At 57.2% G+C, this 15,507-nt stretch carries 14 protein-coding genes; 13 read left to right on the top strand and 1 reads right to left on the bottom strand.

The window, feature by feature from the left end:
- The first annotated feature begins 29 nt into the window (after positions 1 to 29).
- A complete protein-coding gene (gene proB, locus R6W86_RS17425; RefSeq protein ID WP_410330612.1) occupies positions 30 to 1,154 on the top strand; it encodes a glutamate 5-kinase in 1,125 nt (374 codons plus the stop codon).
- Positions 1,155 to 1,230: 76 nt separating this feature from the next.
- On the opposite strand, the gene rpsT is transcribed toward proB, so the two are convergent.
- On the bottom strand, positions 1,231 to 1,500 hold the full coding sequence (gene rpsT, locus R6W86_RS17420; RefSeq protein WP_092005741.1) for a 30S ribosomal protein S20: 270 nt from the start codon (positions 1,498 to 1,500) through the stop codon (positions 1,231 to 1,233).
- A gap of 278 nt (positions 1,501 to 1,778) precedes the next feature.
- Between rpsT and murJ the strand changes: the two genes are divergently transcribed.
- The 12 genes from murJ (at position 1,779) to R6W86_RS17360 (ending at position 15,504) form a co-directional block, all read left to right on the top strand.
- Positions 1,779 to 3,359, top strand: coding sequence for a murein biosynthesis integral membrane protein MurJ (gene murJ, locus R6W86_RS17415; RefSeq protein ID WP_410330611.1), 1,581 nt, complete (start codon positions 1,779 to 1,781; stop codon positions 3,357 to 3,359).
- 82 nt (positions 3,360 to 3,441) lie between these two features.
- Positions 3,442 to 4,413 (top strand): bifunctional riboflavin kinase/FAD synthetase, encoded by a 972-nt coding sequence (ribF, locus tag R6W86_RS17410; protein WP_410330610.1) that lies wholly within the window; start codon positions 3,442 to 3,444, stop codon positions 4,411 to 4,413.
- A 64-nt stretch (positions 4,414 to 4,477) separates the two neighbouring features.
- A complete protein-coding gene (gene ileS, locus R6W86_RS17405) occupies positions 4,478 to 7,297 on the top strand; it encodes an isoleucine--tRNA ligase (protein WP_410330609.1) in 2,820 nt (939 codons plus the stop codon).
- On the top strand, positions 7,297 to 7,815 hold the full coding sequence (gene lspA / locus R6W86_RS17400; protein ID WP_410330608.1) for a signal peptidase II: 519 nt from the start codon (positions 7,297 to 7,299) through the stop codon (positions 7,813 to 7,815). Before ileS ends, lspA begins: the two co-directional genes overlap by 1 nt.
- Positions 7,816 to 7,824: 9 nt before the next feature.
- On the top strand, positions 7,825 to 8,277 hold the full coding sequence (fkpB, locus tag R6W86_RS17395) for an FKBP-type peptidyl-prolyl cis-trans isomerase (protein WP_410330607.1): 453 nt from the start codon (positions 7,825 to 7,827) through the stop codon (positions 8,275 to 8,277).
- Positions 8,278 to 8,279: 2 nt separating this feature from the next.
- A complete protein-coding gene (gene ispH / locus R6W86_RS17390; RefSeq protein ID WP_410330606.1) occupies positions 8,280 to 9,233 on the top strand; it encodes a 4-hydroxy-3-methylbut-2-enyl diphosphate reductase in 954 nt (317 codons plus the stop codon).
- Positions 9,234 to 9,376: 143 nt separating this feature from the next.
- The gene (locus tag R6W86_RS17385) at positions 9,377 to 9,973 is read left to right on the top strand and encodes a GspH/FimT family pseudopilin (RefSeq protein ID WP_410330605.1); all 597 of its coding nucleotides are present in this window, start codon (positions 9,377 to 9,379) and stop codon (positions 9,971 to 9,973) included.
- Positions 9,974 to 9,987: 14 nt separating this feature from the next.
- A complete protein-coding gene (gene pilV, locus R6W86_RS17380; RefSeq protein WP_410330604.1) occupies positions 9,988 to 10,530 on the top strand; it encodes a type IV pilus modification protein PilV in 543 nt (180 codons plus the stop codon).
- Positions 10,531 to 10,538: 8 nt separating this feature from the next.
- The gene (locus R6W86_RS17375) at positions 10,539 to 11,624 is read left to right on the top strand and encodes a PilW family protein (RefSeq protein ID WP_410330603.1); all 1,086 of its coding nucleotides are present in this window, start codon (positions 10,539 to 10,541) and stop codon (positions 11,622 to 11,624) included.
- Between the two features lie 22 nt (positions 11,625 to 11,646).
- Positions 11,647 to 12,132 (top strand): PilX N-terminal domain-containing pilus assembly protein, encoded by a 486-nt coding sequence (locus tag R6W86_RS17370; RefSeq protein WP_410330602.1) that lies wholly within the window; start codon positions 11,647 to 11,649, stop codon positions 12,130 to 12,132.
- Positions 12,119 to 12,559, top strand: coding sequence for a hypothetical protein (locus tag R6W86_RS17365; RefSeq protein ID WP_410330601.1), 441 nt, complete (start codon positions 12,119 to 12,121; stop codon positions 12,557 to 12,559). The genes R6W86_RS17370 and R6W86_RS17365 overlap by 14 nt, the downstream gene beginning before the upstream one ends.
- Entirely contained in the window at positions 12,556 to 15,504 is a 2,949-nt protein-coding gene (locus R6W86_RS17360) for a PilC/PilY family type IV pilus protein (protein ID WP_410330600.1), read from the top strand. Before R6W86_RS17365 ends, R6W86_RS17360 begins: the two co-directional genes overlap by 4 nt.
- The last annotated feature ends 3 nt before the right edge of the window (positions 15,505 to 15,507 follow it).

The following is a 15,507-nucleotide window of genomic DNA, read 5'->3' as shown; positions in this document are numbered from 1 at the left end:
AACACCATCAAGAGACTGATCCACGCATCATGAGTGAACGTGCCCAGTTGCGCCAGGCCCGCCGCCTGGTCATCAAGATCGGAAGTGCCCTGCTGACCAATGACGGCAAGGGGCTCGATGAGGTGGCCCTGGAGCTCTGGGTGGACCAGATTGCCGGTCTGATTGCCGACGGTGTGGAGGTGGTCATTGTCTCTTCCGGTGCGGTGGCGGTGGGCATGAGCCGGCTGGGCTGGGTAAAACGCCCGGACCAGCTGCACGAACTGCAGGCTGCCGCCGCGGTAGGGCAAATGGGGCTGGTGCAGTCCTGGGAAGCCCAGTTCAAGCGGCATGATATCCATACCGCGCAAATACTGCTGACCCATGACGATCTCTCTGACCGCAAACGTTACCTGAATGGCCGCAGCACGCTCCGGGCTTTGCTGGATGTCGGTGTCATTCCCATCGTCAACGAGAACGACACCGTGGTCACTGACGAAATCCGCTTCGGTGACAACGATACCCTCGGTGCCTTGGTGGCGAACCTGATTGAGGCGGATGGGCTGATCATTCTCACCGACCAGCTCGGTCTGTTTGACAAGGACCCCCGCAAACACGCGGACGCCAGCCTGGTTACCGAGCGCAAAGCCAGTGATCGCGAGCTGGATGCCATGGCCGGTGGTGGTGCTGGTGCTCTCGGCCGTGGTGGCATGCAGACCAAGCTCCGGGCGGCGCGGCTGGCAGCCCGTTCCGGTGCTTTCACTGTCATTGTTGGCGGCCGGATCGAGGGCGTGCTGACCCGTCTGCGTCAAGGTGAGGTGATCGGGACTTTGCTGTTACCGGAGCAGGGCAGGGTGGCCGCCCGCAAGCAATGGATCGCCGGGCATCTGCAGACCCGTGGCAAGCTGACCCTGGATGAGGGCGCGGTCCGTGTGTTGTGCCTGGGCGGACGCAGCCTTCTGCCGGTCGGTGTGAAGAGCGTGAGCGGCCAGTTTCGGCGCGGCGAGATGGTGTCCTGCGTCGATGAAAGCGGGCGGGAGGTTGCCCGCGGGCTGGTGAACTACGATGCCGACGAGGCGCGTGCCATTGCCGGCCGCCCCAGTCAGCGGATCACCGAAGTGCTTGGATACATCTCCGATGAGGAAATGATCCACCGGGATAACTTGGTTATCATCTGATTTTCAAAGTCGTTGGTTTTCATTCAGGCACAAAAAAAACCGGCTCGAAAGCCGGTTTTTCAGCTCTGGAGATCGCTTACGCGCTCTTCAGGGCCTTGATCTTGGCATTCAGGCGGGCCTTGTGACGGGCCACCTTGCTCTTGGCGAAGATGCCTTTGTTGACCATGCTGTCCATAACAGGCTGTGCCTGCTGGAAGGCGGCCTGGGCTTCTTCGTAGTTGCCAGCTTCAATCTTGGCCTGGACCTTCTTCATATAGGTACGCGCCATGGAACGCAGGCTGGCGTTGTGCTTGCGGTTCTTCTCGTTCTGACGAGCGCGCTTTTTGGCTTGCGGGGAATTTGCCACCGTAAAACTCCTGAAAATCTGAAATTCGTTACTGAATGAACTCGAGTGAATTCATGATGAATTCGTACATCGCAGGCGCGCCAACAACCAGCGCGTCGAAATAAATGACGCGGAACTATGCCGCTGAACTCCGGAAATGTCAAGACTAAAACCCATTTCATGCGCTGTTCCCGCGGCCCTGTGCTAAACTCGCCGCTCGCTGACCGGAGCTGTGCAGGCGTTCCACCTGTGTGCGTAATTTCCGGTATAAATGGGCCCTTTAGCTGATCAGAGCCAGAATGTCGTCGGAACCGGATTCCTCTGCCCCGAAAACTCCTGAATCCACCGCCCCCGGGTTGCTCCGTTCCTCCGGTGTGGTCGGGGTGATGACCATGCTGTCCCGGGTACTGGGCCTGGTGCGGGATATGGTGATTGCCCGATACTTCGGGGCGGGTGCCGGCGCGGACGCCTTTTTCGTTGCGTTCAAGATTCCCAACTTCCTGCGGCGACTCTTTGCTGAAGGGGCCTTCTCCCAGGCATTTGTGCCAGTGCTGTCATCTTATCGGGAGAATCAGGACATTTCCGAAGTCCAGCGGCTTGTGAATGCCGTGGCGGGCTCTCTGGGCCTGGTGCTGCTGGGCGTCACCCTGGTCGCCATGCTGGGCTCGCCGGTACTGACGGCGGTATTTGCCCCGGGCTTCTATGGCGACGATGTGAAGTTCGCACTGACCAGCGACATGCTCCGTATCACGTTTCCTTATCTTCTGCTGATTTCGTTAACGGCCTTTGCTGGCGGCATCCTGAACAGCTATGACCGTTTCGCTGTGCCGGCCTTCACGCCGGTGCTTCTCAATCTGGCGATGATCGGCGCGGCAATCTGGCTGTCGCCGGTGATGTCCGAGCCGGTCATGGCACTGGCCTGGGGCGTATTCATCGCCGGTGCCCTGCAGCTGTTCTTCCAGTTGCCGTTCCTGATGCAGCTAGGGCTGATGCCCCGCCCGAAAGTGGATTACCGGCACGAGGGGGTAAGCCGCATTCTCAAACTGATGGCTCCGGCGCTGTTCGGTGTCTCGGTCAGCCAGATCAACCTGTTACTGGATACCGTGCTGGCGTCGTTCCTGCAGACCGGCAGCGTATCCTGGCTTTATTATTCGGACCGTCTGTCCGAGCTGCCCCTTGGCGTTTTTGGCATCGCCATTGCTACTGTCATACTGCCGAGTCTGTCCCGCAAGCACGCTGCGGCCTCGGCTGACCAGTTTGCCGCGACTCTGGACTGGGCAGTGCGGGCGGTCCTTCTGATCGGTTTACCTGCAGCGTTGGCGCTGGTGCTCCTGGCCGAACCCCTGATTGCCACCCTGTTTCATTATGGCGAAGTGACCGACCGGGATGTCACCATGTCCGCCCAGAGCCTGCGGGCCTATTCAGCGGGCCTGCTGGCCTTCATGCTGATCAAGGTGCTGGCGCCGGGGTTCTTCGCCCGGGAAGACACCGCGACACCAGTTAAGATCGGGGTGATTGCCATGGTGGCCAACATGGCCTTCAACCTGGCGTTGATCGTGCCGCTGGCCCACGCCGGGCTAGCACTGGCGACCTCGTTGTCCGCCTGGCTCAATGGTTTCCTGCTCTGGCGTGGCCTGCGCAAGGAAGGGGCCTGGCAGAGCCAGCCGGGCTGGCCGGTGTTTCTGGCACGTCTGCTGTTCGCCAACGCCGCGCTGGCGGCTGTCATCCTCTGGCTCAAGGCGCCGGTGGCCGACTGGCTCGTCGCCGGAGGCCTGGTTCGGGCGCGGGACATGGCCATTCTTGTGGGTTCCGGCGTCGGGGTGTATTTCGTCGCGCTGGCGGTGGCGGGTGTCCGGGTAAGACATTTCCGCCAGAGGTAAGGTATAATCGCGCGTTTTCTCACCAGTGCTCCTGCGTCGCGGGGGCGTTGAAAGCCAGCTGGCAACTGAAGGTTCGCATTGCATGCGTCTGATTCGAGGCCTGACCAACCTGAAGCTGCTCTCGCGCCGGGCGGATTCGCCGTTGGCGCAGGGGTGCGTGGCAACCATTGGCAACTTTGATGGTGTTCACCTCGGCCACAAGACCATTATCGATCAGGTCCGGAGCAAGGCCCGGGAGCTGGCTGTGCCCTCATTGGTGATGGTGTTCGAGCCGCAGCCCCGGGAGTTTTTCCAGGGCCCTGAGGCACCTCCGCGTTTGATGGGATTCCGTCAGAAGTTCGAAGCCTTGTTGGCTGAAGGTATCGATATTGTCCTATGCCTGCGGTTCAACCAGGCGTTTCGCAGTTATTCCGCCAAGGGCTTTATTGACGACGTACTGATCGAGGGTCTCGGGGTTCGCCACCTGGTAGTCGGAGACGACTTCCGTTTTGGCTGTGATCGTGCCGGCGACTTCGAGTTGCTTCAGAAGGTCGGTCAGGAAGCGGGATTTACCGTCGAGAACACCCGGACCGTAACCCTGGATGGCAGGCGGGTGAGCAGCACCCGGGTGCGGGACCAGCTCACCGTTAATGGTCTGGAGAATGCGGAAGTGTTGCTGGGACACCCCTATCGCATCCGTGGCCGGGTGGTCTACGGGCGCCAACTGGGCCGCCAGATTGGTGCGCCCACAGCGAACATCCTGCTGCACCGGATGCCTGCCTTGCGAGGCGTTTATGTAGTAAGCGGCAGGCTCGACGATGGCCGCATTTATGATGGCGTGGCCAACATCGGCGTCCGGCCGACGGTCGATGGCAAACGGCCATCGCTGGAAGTGCACCTTTTTGACTTTGCTGGCACACTTTATGGCCAGCATCTGGAAGTCGTCTTCCGCCATGGCCTGCGGGACGAAGAGAAGTTTGATTCCGTCGAGGTACTGAAAGACCAGATCGCGCGGGACATGGACCACGCCCGGGCGTGGATCCAGGCCCACGGTTCGGCCCGCAGCACGCATTGAAAGCACGGGCGCGAACCTAAAAGTTTACTGACCAACACTGACCAGAAGAGTACGCACAGAAACCATGAGCGACTACAAGCATACCCTGAATCTGCCGGAAACCGCCTTCCCCATGCGCGGTAACCTGGCCAAGCGTGAGCCGGACATGCTCAAGCGCTGGCAGGACCTCGATGTCTACGGCAACCTGCGCAAGCAGCGTGAAGGCCGGGACAAGTTCATCCTGCACGACGGCCCTCCCTACGCCAACGGCAGCATTCACATCGGTCATGCGATCAATAAGATTCTCAAGGACATGATCGTCAAGTCCCACAGCTTCAAGGGCTTTGACGCGCCGTACGTGCCGGGCTGGGACTGCCACGGCCTGCCCATTGAACACAAGGTGGAGCAGGAGATTGGCAAGGCCGGCGTCAAGGTGGACTACAAGACCTTCCGCCAGGCCTGCCGGGACTATGCCACCAAGCAGATCGAAGGCCAGAAGGCCGACTTCATCCGTCTGGGCGTGATGGGTGAGTGGGACAAACCCTACCTCACCATGGACCCCAAGGTTGAAGCCGGCATTGTCCGTGCCCTGGGCAAGATCGTGGCCAAGGGCCACCTGGTGCGTGGTTACAAGCCCGTCTACTGGAGTGTGGTAGGTCAGTCCGCACTGGCAGAGGCGGAGGTTGAGTATCAGGACAAGACCTCGACTCAGATTGATGTGCGCTTCACCGCAGTGGATCCCGCCCGGGTGCTGAACCTGTTCGGCACTGACAAGGGTGAGGGTGATGTCTCCGTGGTGATCTGGACCACCACGCCCTGGACTATTCCAGCCAACCAGGCGGTATCCCTGGGTGCGGACCTGGAGTATGCCCTGGTGCAGGTGGATGTTGGCCAGGGACCGGAGCGCCTGATCCTGGCTGCCGAGATGGTCGAAGGCATCATGGCCCGGTGGGGTGTGGAAGATTACCAAGTGCTGGCGACCGTTGCCGGGTCCGCACTGGAAAAGCTGGAGCTGCACCACCCGATCTACGACAAGCAGGTCCCGGTGATCCTGGGCGATCACGTCTCCACCGATGCCGGTACCGGAGCGGTCCATACCGCCCCGGACCACGGTATGGAAGACTTCGAGGTGGGCAAGGAGTACGGCATTGGCACCCTGAATCTGGTGAAAGCCGATGGCACCTACACCGAAGCCGCCGGCGAGTTTGCCGGTGTGCACGTTTACAAGGCTGACGAACCGGTGTGTTCCGCTCTGGAGCGAGAAGGCAAGCTGGTCCGTTCCGAGAAGTTCAGCCACAGCTACCCGCATTGCTGGCGGACCAAGACCCCTCTGATCTACCGGGCCACGCCCCAGTGGTTCATCAGCATGGACAAGCACAACCTGCGCGCCGACGCCCTGGAAGCGATCAAGGGCGTACGCTGGGTACCGGGCTGGGGCCAGAACCGCATCGAAGCCATGTTCGAGCAGAGTCCGGACTGGTGTATCTCCCGTCAGCGCACCTGGGGTGTGCCGATTACCCTGTTTATCCACAAGGAAACCCAGGAGCTGCATCCGGATACCCAGGGCTTGATCGAGAAGGTCGCCCAGGCCGTTGAGACCGGTGGTATCGATGCCTGGTACGAGCTCGACCAGAATGAACTGCTGGGTGACGACGCGGACCAGTATGAGAAGGTGCTCGATACCCTGGATGTCTGGTTCGATTCCGGCGTGACCCACGACTCGGTACTGCGAGTACGCGAGGAGCTGGGTCAGTTCCCGGCGGACATGTACCTGGAAGGTTCCGACCAGCACCGAGGCTGGTTCCAGTCCTCCCTCAAGACTTCAATCGCCATGAACGGCGTGGCGCCCTACAAGCAGGTGCTCACCCACGGCTTCACGGTGGATGGCAAGGGCCGGAAGATGTCCAAGTCCCTGGGCAATGTGATTGCGCCCCAGGAAGTTATGAACGAGCTGGGTGCGGATATTCTGCGCCTGTGGGTGGCTGCCACCGATTACAGTGGCGAGATGACTGTTTCCAAGGACATCCTGCGCCAGACTGCCGATGGCTACCGCCGGATCCGCAACACCGCGCGCTTCCTGCTCAGCAACCTGAACGGCTTTGATCCGGCCCAGCACATGGTGGCGCCGGAGGATATGATCGCCCTGGACCGCTGGATGGTGGACAAGGCCCTGCAGCTGCAAAAGGAGCTGGATGAGGACTACGGTAACTACGCCTTCCTGCGTATCTACCAGAAGGTCTACAACTTCTGCGAGGCGACCCTGGGCGGGTTCTACCTGGATATCATCAAGGACCGCCAGTACACCACCCAGGCCGACAGCCTGGCACGGCGCTCCTGCCAGACCGCGCTCTACCACGTGGCCGAAGCACTGGTGCGCTGGATCGCCCCGATCCTGAGCTTCACCGCCGACGAGATCTGGCAGCACCTGCCGGGCGAGCGGGGTGAGACCGTGTTCTATGAGACCTGGTACGAAGGCCTGACCGAACTGCCGGAAGACTTCGAGCTGGGCCGCGACTACTGGCGCGAAATTTACAGCGTGAAGGAAGCGGTCAACAAGTGCCTGGAAGAGGCCCGTGGCCGTGGTGAGATCAAGGGTTCCCTGAGTGCCGAGGTGACCCTTTACTGCGAAGGCGAGCTGGCCGAGCACCTGAAGCACCTGGGCGAGGAACTGCGCTTTGTGCTGATTACCTCCGAGGCGACCGTCAAGCCGGTGGCCGAGGCCGAGGGTGCGGAACAAACCGGCCATGAAGGCCTGCTGGTGAAGGTCACGCCGGCAGCCCACGCCAAGTGCGAGCGCTGCTGGCATCACCGTGAAGACGTGGGCCGCAATGCCAAGTATGACGACCTGTGCGGCCGCTGTGTCAGCAACGTGGAAGGCCCCGGCGAGAGTCGGTCCTTCGCCTGATGGACGCTGCCATGACGGATAAGGCCTTGGGCTCGAAACTGAAATGGCTGTGGCTGGCGGCACTCGTCATTGTCATTGACCTGGGCACCAAGGCCATGGCCAGCGCCATGCTCACCTACGGTGACCCGGTGCCGGTGATGCCCATGTTCAACCTGACGCTGCTGCACAACACCGGCGCAGCGTTCAGCTTTCTGGCTCAGGCCGACGGCTGGCAGCGCTGGTTCTTCGTGGCCCTGGCCCTGGTGGTCAGTTTGGTGTTGGTAAGCTGGCTGCGAAAACTGCAGGCCCATGAAACCTGGACCGCCGTCGCCATCGTACTCATCCTGGGTGGCGCCTTGGGTAACGTCTACGACCGGGTGGTGCACGGTTACGTGGTGGACTTCCTGCATTTCTACTGGCAGGACTGGCACTTCCCCGCCTTCAACCTGGCCGATACTGCCATTACCATCGGTGCCGGCATGATGATTCTCGATATATTCCGCAAACCCGCCGATGGTGGGGATGTCGAAAAGGAGTGAATGACACTCATGAAAGATTTGCCCGTAGACAAGGGAACCCGCGTAAAACTCCACTTCGCGCTCAAGATCAAGGGCGGCGATGTGGTGGATTCCACTTTCGAGAGAGAGCCTGCGACCCTCGAAATCGGTGACGAAAGCCTGCCGGAGAATTTCGAGTCGCTGATGATGGGCATGAAAGCCCGCGATCGGCAGACCTTCGAGATCTCCCCGGAAAAGGGCTTCGGTCAGCACAACCCCAACAACCTGCAGACCTTCAAGCGCCATGAATTCAGCGCTGACATGGTGCTGGAACCAGGCGTTGTGGTGTCCTTTGCTGATGCGCGCCAGCAGGAGCTACCGGGCGTGATCAGCCGGGTGGAAGGCGATGAAGTGGAAGTGGACTTCAACCATCCGCTGGCAGGGCGTACACTGGAATTCGAAGTTGAAATCCTCGATGTGGAACCGGCTGGACAGACGCACTGATTATGCAAATCCGACTCGCTAACCCCCGTGGCTTCTGTGCCGGCGTCGACCGCGCCATCGAAATCGTCAACCGGGCACTGGATGTGTTCGGTGCGCCGATCTACGTTCGCCATGAAGTGGTCCACAACAAGTTCGTAGTGGACAACCTTCGCAACCGCGGCGCGGTGTTCGTGGACGAGTTGGACGAAGTGCCCGACGACACGCTGGTGATTTTCAGCGCCCACGGCGTCTCCCAGGCCGTGCAGAACGAAGCCGCTCGGCGCGGCCTCAAAGTGTTCGACGCCACCTGTCCGCTGGTCACTAAGGTGCACATGGAAGTCATGCGCTACAGCCGCGATGGCCGCGAGTGCATCCTGATCGGCCATCATGGCCATCCGGAAGTGGAAGGTACTATGGGTCAGTACGACCACAGCAACGGCGGCGAGATCTACCTGGTGGAAAACGAGGAAGACGTTGCGAAGTTGGAAGTAAAGGATCCTTCTCGCCTGTCCTACGTCACCCAGACCACCCTCTCCATGGACGATACCGCCCGGGTGATCGACGCCCTGCGCGCCAGATTCCCCGAGATCCAGGGCCCTCGCAAGGACGATATCTGCTACGCCACCCAGAACCGCCAGGACGCCGTCAAACAACTGGCCGGTGACTGCGACCTGATGCTGGTGGTGGGCTCCCCCAACAGTTCCAACTCCAACCGCCTGCGCGAGCTGGCCGAGCGCATGGGCACGCCTGCGTACCTGATCGACGAAGCCTCCCAGATCGAACCGAAGTGGCTGGAAGGCAAGCACTCTGTTGGTGTGACCGCGGGTGCCTCCGCCCCGGAAGTGCTGGTGAATGAGGTGATTTCTCGCCTGAAGGAGCTGGGTGGGGAGGAGCCTCGGGAAGTTGCCGGGTGCGAGGAGAATATTGTTTTCTCCATGCCAAGAGAGCTTCGGATTGATGTGGTCGAGGTTGAGTGACCTCGGCTTGCTGGCGTGATGATGGTCACATCTGGTTTCTTGTTTCTGCCGTTTATCCTCTGAGCGCTGCCGCTCATCGAATCACACTGGCTTGCTGTCCAGGGACCCAATAACCTGTCCCTAGGTAGCAGTAGGGATAGTTTATGTCTGGAATTCGCCACAATTCAGGTTTTACCCTCCTAGAACTTCTTGTCACGATCGCTATTCTCGGGATCATCGCGACGTATGCGATTCCCTCGTTTCGTGAGATGGTCCTGAATAACCGTCTCACCGCACAAACAAACGAAATAACCAGTCTCGTAAGCTATGCCCGAAGTGAGGCCTCCAAACTCCGTGATGGCGTTGTCACCATATGTGCATCGACTGACAGTGCCACTTGCAGCGGGAACGCGGCGTGGGAGACCGGGTTAATCGTGTTTCGTGATGACGATATGAATGCGGCGTTCGGAGGAACAGACCAGTTGCTTAAAGTCAGTGGTCCTCTTGCCGGCGGCAATACACTGAGAATTCGGGATATGACCAGTGACGGGGGCGGCCATGTGCAGTTTGATAGCAAAGGGTTTCCCAGAGCCTCCGCTACTGATGAAGTCGCAGGGACTTTTATTATTTGTGATGATCGCGGAGCTTCTGAAGCCCGCGCGGTCTCCGTCAATTTCTCGGGGCAGACCCATTTGGCACGGGATACTGATGCCAATGGCATTCTGAACGATCATGAAGGCAATGACATTGCCTGTCCCTGATGGTGAGCCAACACATGAGTAAAGTGAATAGTCACAAACACCCGGTGTTTCGTATTGCGCACAGCAGAGGTGGGCAGCGTGGATTCACGCTGATCGAGATTCTGGTAACCGTTTTTATTCTTGCGATCGGTTTGCTCGGGCTTGCGGGACTGATTCTCGAAGGTATGCGAAATAACCAGGGAGCCTATCTCCGGACGCAGGCAAGTATCCTTGCGTACGACATGGCGGATCGGATGCGCGCTAACAAGGAAAGAGCATCCGATTATGCGGGCTTCAGCACAGATGGAGCTACGACTACTCTCCCTGGTTGCGCAACTGAAGATACTGGTTGTACACCGGCGGGGCGGGCCCAGGTGGATCTCGTGGAATGGACACGTCAGATCCAGGGAGTGGGAAGCGGCATGGCGTTGCTGCCGGGTGGCGTGGGCACAATCCAGCATGACGCTGCAACGTCCAGATACACCATTACCGTCACCTGGGATGAGGTCACGCGTGAAGGAGACGCGGGAGAGTCGATCGCTGGTGATAGTTCCTACTCCGTGCAGTTTTCATTGTGAGGTACAAAATGAACGGAGCTCATGATGTAAGGCTACTTGCCACATTGAGGAAGAGCCAAAGAGGTCTGTCTCTGGTCGAGCTGATGATAGCTCTGGCACTCAGTGTCACGTTGATTTTTGGCATTTTTACGGTGTACCTGGATTCCAGTCGTACCTCGCGCATGAGCACAGCGCTTGCCAGGACTCAGGAAGCCGCTCGTATAGCCACCGACATCATGGCCCGCGACATGCGCATGGTTGGGTTTCAGGGCTGTGCCGATCAGGATGACGTGACCTTGAACATCATTGCAGATAACCCTCCCACAGCTGATTTTTTCGAGACGACTCTGCGCGGCTGGGAAGTGACTGATGGCGCTTGGGCAGACGGCACCGAATTTGACGGTACCGGTATTGAGTCCGGAGCGGTTGTCGGAAGCGATGTCATTTCAGTTCAACGTGGTGAGACCATGGAAATTGAGCTGGCCGGCAATATGAGCGCTGATAACGCAAACATTCAGGTGCAGGGCGACGATGTTGTTCGTTTTTCGCAGAACGATGTTGTCATGATTTCGGATTGTGAGGCTGCAGACCTTTTCAGGATCTCTAGTCAGCCTGCCTCCGACACCTGGGCTCATGCCAACAACGTCAATAGCACAAACCGATTGAGCCAGGCTTACACAGACTCTGCGCGTATCATGCGTTTCTCTTCTTCCGTCTATTATGTGGCAGACACCGGTAGGGACGATACTCGGGGCAACGACATCCTTGCGTTGTACAGACAGATCAACAATCTGGACGGTAGCGCACAAACTCCCCAGGAGATCGTCGAAGGCGTTGAAAACCTTCAGATCGAATATGGTGAACTGCTGGGAACCAATAACGTTCGGTATCGCCCTGCAGACGAAGTCGGGGATATGGCAAGTGTTATTGCCCTGCGTATAGGCCTGCTGATCAGCAATGCGGACCCCGTTCGGGATGATAATGATACCTCGGATTACGCCCTCCCAGGAGAGACCATAACCGAGGCGAGTGGCGGGGGAACCGTTACCCATCCCGAGGATCAGCGTCTGCGAAGGACCTTTGTTACGACAGTCATGCTTCGTAATCGTGACTGATTGACCGGCTATTGGTGATCGAATGATGAACAAACACAGCAGAGTGGTTTCATTGAAGAGAGAGCGAGGGGCAACGCTCATCGTATCCTTGATCGTATTGTTGGTACTGACGTTGATTGGCGTTGCCGGCATGAATACATCGGTCATGCAAGAGCGTATGGCTGTAAATTCCCAAAATTCCAATCGGGCCTTCCAGGCTGCGGAAAGTACCGTTAGATCGCTGATGGATGAAGTTTACGCAAACAATCTGGATCTATTACGTGAATCAATGCAGAACTCTTCGGGCGTCAGCTCCAGAGTCAATGTGACTATGGATTCTGGAAACGGAGTCAGTGGGAGCTATCAGGCCCGTTATCTGGGTGAGGTGATTATCACGAGTGGGAGTTCCATGGATGCCGATGATAGCTCTAACCAGTTGAAGGGGTTCCGGTACGAGCTCGAAGGAGAGGCGAGCGTGGCAAATACAGGCGCTTCCGCTCAGGTTTTCAAAGGCATTGAGTATTATTGATTTTGATAAAGGGGCTAAGTTCCCGGAGGCAGAAATGAGTAGAATCCATTCCTATTGCTCGACAGCGTTTTCCGCAGTGCTGGGGGTGATTTTGGTAATTGCTTCTTCGCCTGCTTGGGCTGAAGAACCTAAAGGCCAGCTGATTGATACCCAGTATGAAGCTGTAGAGGCAAGGGCAATTGAGCTCGTTTTGAATGCCAGTGGCGATGTGGTGGGCATTCGGGCGAAAGGGTGCCCCGGCTGCCCATCCTCTTCCATTCTGCCCTCGGGTGATCTCGTAGTGGAAGCCGGCAGGCACCCAATCAACGGCGTGAAAGTAGAGAGCCTCAGCGGTCTGCCTGGTGTGATTCACATTTATAGACCTACCGGTATGGCCTATCGAGTGTCCTTCCCCGGCGCTGTTTTCTCTGGAGGTGGTGAGCAATGAAAGCACCGTTGAATTTTCGTCTGATTGTTGCGGTTGCGGCAACTGCGTTTGCCGCTACGGTGACTAGCCCTCTTCATGCGGATGATACCGAGATCTTCTTTAATCCGCCGGGCACCTCCCAGATCGTAAAACCGAACATTATATTTATCATCGATAATTCCGGCAGTATGGGTAGCCACGTGAGTGACGATGGCACTACCCGCATGAATGTCGTTCAGACGGTTACCAAGAACCTCATTGATGAGATGCAGGATGTGAATGTCGGTGTGATGAAGTTCAATATCCAAAAAGACTGCGCAGAGCCGGGTAATTGTGGTTCAGAATACACTGAAAGCGGCGGTCACATCCTGTCAGCTCCTGTTGATGTCGTTTCTAATGCCGCGACCCTCAAAACGTTGATTGATGGTCTTTATCCGGTGGGAAACACTCCTCTCTCAGAAACCCTGGCTGAACTTGGCCGCTATTTCCGGGGAGATAATCCATACTATGACGATAACCCAATTTCGTCGGTTGTTTCTTCTGAAGACGGGCCATACGCTTCACCGATTGCTTATCAGTGCCAGAGAAACTATGCGATTTTCCTGACAGACGGCGCTCCGACAGCGGATGACACCGACACAGCCATCGGAAATTACATAGGAGAAGAATGTGGTAGCGCAGATTCCAACGATGCAAATGAAAGTTGCCTGGATGAAGTGGCAGCCTTTCTTGCGAATGGTGATCTCAGTGACTCTCTGGAGGGGGATCAGTACGCAATAACTCATACGGTTGGGTTCACAACAGACCAGCAGCTTTTGTCTGATGCCGCTGATGCCGGTAAGGGAAACTACTATTTGGCGAATGATCAGGCGGGCCTCGAGGCTGCTTTTGACACGATCTATCAGGCAGTCCTTGCGCAGGGCACGACCTACGTATCACCAGGTGTTGCTATCAACACCTTTGATCGCCTGAACCATCTCAACACTCTTTACTACGCTCTTTTCCAATCGAACCTGGGTGCCATCTGGGACGGCAACCTCAAACGCTACAAGCTTGAGATTCGCGAGGACGCGTCTGGCAATAACGTTGCGGTCATCGTAGACGCCAATGGCAATGCTGCCATCGACAATACCACCGGCTTCTTCAAGGAAACAGCAAGAAGCTGGTGGAGTCCCACTACTGATGGACCCGACGTCAGTCTTGGTGGGGCGGCCTCTCAGTTGCCCGAAATCACTGAAGATCGGAAGGTATACTCAAACCTGGCTTCCAACACCACTGATTTAACTGCTACAGGAAATCACGTTGTCGTCGGGAACGCTAACCTTACGAAGACGGATTTCGGCGACGCTGCCATGGCTGATGCGGAGTTGGAGAAGGTTATTAACTGGACCCGTGGCGTCGATGTGAACGATGAGGACGGTGATTTAGAAACCACAGATGCGAGAAAGCTTTTAGCTGACCCCCTGCACTCTGTCCCACAGCTTGTGATTTACGATGCGACGGTAACTCCCCAGGCAACAACTATTTATTACGGGGACAATCAGGGATTCATCCACGCTGTTGATGGTCAGTCCGGTAACAGCCAGTTTTCCTTTATTCCCAGGGAGCTGTTGAGGAACCAATCGGCGATGATGAACAGTACCGATGCCTCCAGTAAAATTTACGGCATGGATGGCTCCGTGGTTAAGTGGGTTCATGATGAGAATGGGGATGGTGCAATAGACAGTTCTGACGACGATTTTGTGCATATCTTCTCGGGTATGCGACGTGGTGGAAAAAGTTATTACGCTCTCGATGTAACTGACCCCACTTCTCCGGATCTGTTGTGGTCAATTACTGGCGGAGTAAGTGCTACCTCAACTGAGTTGCAGGAAATGGCGCAGACTTGGTCAACGCCGGTCAAAACCAGGATTCGGGATGGCAACTCCTATAATGACGTTCTGATTTTCGGTGGCGGTTACGATGTCGATCAGGATGATGCGTCGGTTCGTACGCCGGATGATGAGGGCCGGGCACTTTACATCGTAGATGCAAGTGATGGTTCTGTGATCTGGTGGGCTGGAGGCACTGATAGTGGGGCCGATATAGAGCTTGCCGAAATGCAGTACAGTATTCCGGCATCACCGAAAGTGCTCGACGTGAACGGTGACGGCACTGCTGATCAGATCTATGTCGGTGATATGGGTGGTCAGATCTTCCGGTTCGATGTCGGTGTTTCCGGCAACAACAACAGCTTGCATGTGACAGGCGGGCGGATTGCGAACCTGGCAGGAGACACGGAGGCCAGCAATCGTCGCTTTTACCATACTCCGGATTTGTTCGGACTGAAGATTGGTGGCAAGCGTTATCTAGGACTCGTCATTGGTTCCGGCTACCAAGCGCACCCATTGGATACCACGGTGGAAGACCGGATCTACATGATGACGATCGAAGCCGTAAGTTCCGCGCCAATCGATCCCGCGGACGAAACGGAAACAACGGTTCTGTATCAGACATTGACTGAAGCAGATCTCTATGACTCCACAGACAACACCATTCAGGAAGGTGACACTGAGACTGCCCGAACTGAGGCTGCTACGGCACTAGCGGGAGCGAAGGGATGGTATATCCGACTCACTAACCCTGGTGAAAAAGTGCTTTCGGAAAGCACTACAGTCAACAATGAAATCTACGTTACGACCTATGAGCCAAATGCCAGCACCAACCCCTGTTACCCACCCACGGGAACATCCCGGATGTACCACTTGTCGGCGTTCAATGGTACGGCGGTGCGCAATTACGATGGTGTAGGCAGTGACAGCGAGCTCACCAAGGACGACCGTTACCTAGAACTCAGCACAGCGGGTCTTCCCCCGACTCCTCAAAGAATGCGTGTCGATGATACTGATGTCATATGTATCGGTACGGAGTGTGAAACCATCGAGACGGTGAAAGGCGTCGTCGAAACCTACTGGTATGAGGACTGATAT

Source organism: Marinobacter sp. (genome assembly GCF_046484525.1).
Classification (GTDB): Bacteria; Pseudomonadota; Gammaproteobacteria; order Pseudomonadales; family Oleiphilaceae; genus Marinobacter.
The sequence above is the reverse complement of the archived record's forward strand: the minus strand, read 5'-3'. Positions and strand labels throughout refer to the sequence as shown.